The sequence below is a fragment of the Flavobacterium aquicola genome (assembly GCF_003385115.1).
In the GTDB taxonomy this organism is placed as follows: Bacteria; Bacteroidota; Bacteroidia; order Flavobacteriales; family Flavobacteriaceae; genus Flavobacterium; species Flavobacterium aquicola.
On record NZ_QUNI01000041.1, the window covers coordinates 1 to 2157 of the forward strand.

General features: G+C 35.6%; 2 protein-coding genes, 2 tRNA genes and 1 rRNA gene. 3 read left to right on the top strand and 2 right to left on the bottom strand.

From position 1 onward, the window contains the following. The 3 genes from rrf to C8P67_RS21870 form a co-directional block, all read left to right on the top strand. Positions 1-91: ribosomal RNA gene (gene rrf / locus C8P67_RS21860) — 5S ribosomal RNA — on the top strand; the annotation flags it as partial. Positions 92-176: 85 nt separating this feature from the next. Further along, a tRNA-Phe gene (locus tag C8P67_RS21865) sits at positions 177-249 on the top strand. Positions 250-257: 8 nt separating this feature from the next. Continuing rightward, positions 258-343, top strand: a tRNA-Leu gene (locus C8P67_RS21870). A 191-nt stretch (positions 344-534) separates the two neighbouring features. Here C8P67_RS21870 and C8P67_RS21875 read toward each other — a convergent pair. Then, entirely contained in the window at positions 535-1005 is a 471-nt protein-coding gene (locus C8P67_RS21875) for a 2'-5' RNA ligase family protein (RefSeq protein ID WP_115815320.1), read from the bottom strand. A gap of 95 nt (positions 1006-1100) precedes the next feature. Then, positions 1101-1961, bottom strand: a complete 861-nt coding sequence (locus C8P67_RS21880; RefSeq protein ID WP_245980572.1) for an ISAon1 family transposase — start codon at positions 1959-1961, stop codon at positions 1101-1103. Positions 1962-2157 lie beyond the last annotated feature (196 nt).

Consider the following 2157-nt stretch of genomic DNA (forward strand, 5'->3'; position numbering starts at 1 on the left):
GGGCTCACCTCTTCCCATCCCGAACAGAGTAGTTAAGCCCGCCTGCGCAGATGGTACTGCAGTTATGTGGGAGAGTATGTCGCTGCCTTTCTTTAATCTGAAATTGTTTCAGATTCTTTAAAAACCCTGTTTCTATTGAAACAGGTTTTTTTATACCAAATTTAATTAAAGTGTTAGGTACCTTAGCTCAGATGGTAGAGCAATGGACTGAAAATCCATGTGTCCCTGGTTCGATCCCTGGAGGTACCACTTTTAATGCTCGGATGGTGAAATTGGTAGACACGCTGGACTTAAAATCCAGTGAACAGCAATGTTCGTGCGGGTTCAAGTCCCGCTCTGAGTACAAGAAACCGCAAATAATTACTGTTTGCGGTTTTTTTATTTTTAATAATTGCTCAAAAATTTTAAAACGGATTAGGGGATCAAGGATCAGGATCAAAAGTTGGAGATTAAGCAAAAAGATTGGATTATCTGAATAGGAAGAAATCTATTTTTTCTATAACATCAGAATATTGCTGTGTCTGCTCATTGAATCTACGCAGATAAAAAACAATCGCAATTGAATTCTAAATTAATTGAGGTGTTTTTGAAAAGTTCTAAGGCTGTTTTCATTTTTTGAGCATCGAGCCCACGTGCAATACTTAAATGGGCGTGAGCGTTTTTGATTTTAAAGCCTAAATACTGATTCAGGCTTATATTAAGAGTATCGAGGTATTGTTGTGAAGCGTGATCTGGAGCAATGAAAAAGGTTCTTTCTCCAAAGGAATCAAATGTATTGAATGTTACTTTTTGTGGATTGATAGTTTTGCAGAATTCTCTAATGCTGTCAAGGTGAAGTAGGAGTGAGAATTTGTTATCAAAGTTGATTACTGTAATATGCGCTCCAGCATTGGCACTTCCAAACCAGCCAATTTTATTTTTGAGTAATCGTTTATAAGACTTAATTAAAGTTGATTGTTGAGGACTAGTGAAAATAACCAATGAGAAAAGCAGAATATGTTTCATAACTGAAATTTAGTTGTAAGTCTCTAGAAATGTAATGACTGATGAAATGTGTCCTTTTTAAAGGGTCAATACGAAAAGTTGTGGAGTATTAAAAATTAAGCATAAATATTAGTTAGCCTAAAAAGAAAATATTCAACATTTCGTACACCTCTGAACTTTGATGTAAAAGCTTTTATTTTTGCATTGAAAGATTCCGCAGAAGCATTAGTACTTCTGTTATCAAAGTAGTTTAAGATGGTTTGATAATGGTTTGTAATTGGTCTAGAGATCGTATTGAATGATTTAAATCCTGATTGATGTACCTTTTCATGCCATTTAGCCAATTTTGCAAAACCAATGACTTTATCGATTGTATTCTCAAAGATACCTCGAAGCTCTTGTGTAAGATTGTATCCTTTATAGATATCAGGATACAACTCAAATAATAATGCAGCACGCTCTATTTGGTTTTGAGTCCATTTGGATTTGTTTTTATACAAGAAGTATCGGCTTCTGGCAAGTAATTGTCTAAGTGTATCTCCGTTAGAAAGTGTCTTGAATTCGAACCTTGCATTTGACTTCTTCGCTTTCTCCATAGCTTCATTCTCTTGATCTATTGCTTCCCAACGATGTTTGATTCTAATCTCTTGCAAAGCTTCTGTAGCTAACTTTTGAACATGAAAACGATCTGTGACACGGATTGCGTTTGGGAAACATTTCTTGGCAATAAGTCCCATATTTCCTGCCATATCCAAAGTAATTTCCTTGACTACGTTTCGCTCTTTAAGAGGGATTTTTTCAATAATTGAAATAACAGTTTCTGCCTTGGTTCCTGCAACCATCGCTACAATAGTTCCTTTTCGGCCTTTGCCAGCTTTATTAGTTAGGATAGTGTAAAGTTCACCATTAGAAAGAGAGGTCTCGTCTATTGACAAACGTTTCCCAATATTTTTTGGAAAAAGAAGCCATTTTAGCATGTGCTTTTTGATCCCAAGTTTTAAAATCGCTTAAGAAATCCTTGTATTGATACTGTAAATTCCTGCCAGTTACCCCGTAGAAAGAAGCGATGGCATTACAATCATTTGGACTGGAATCTATTGATTTCTTTTAAAAAAGACGCAAACTCCTGTGTTATACGAGTTCCGTCTGCTACTAGATTCCAATCTCTAAAAA

Excerpts from the sequence above, each read along its gene's own strand:
- C8P67_RS21880 (WP_245980572.1), bottom strand. The coding sequence starts at position 1,961 with ATGCTAAAATGGCTTCTTTTTCCAAAAAATATTGGGAAACGTTTGTCA.
- C8P67_RS21875 (WP_115815320.1), bottom strand. The coding sequence starts at position 1,005 with ATGAAACATATTCTGCTTTTCTCATTGGTTATTTTCACTAGTCCTCAA.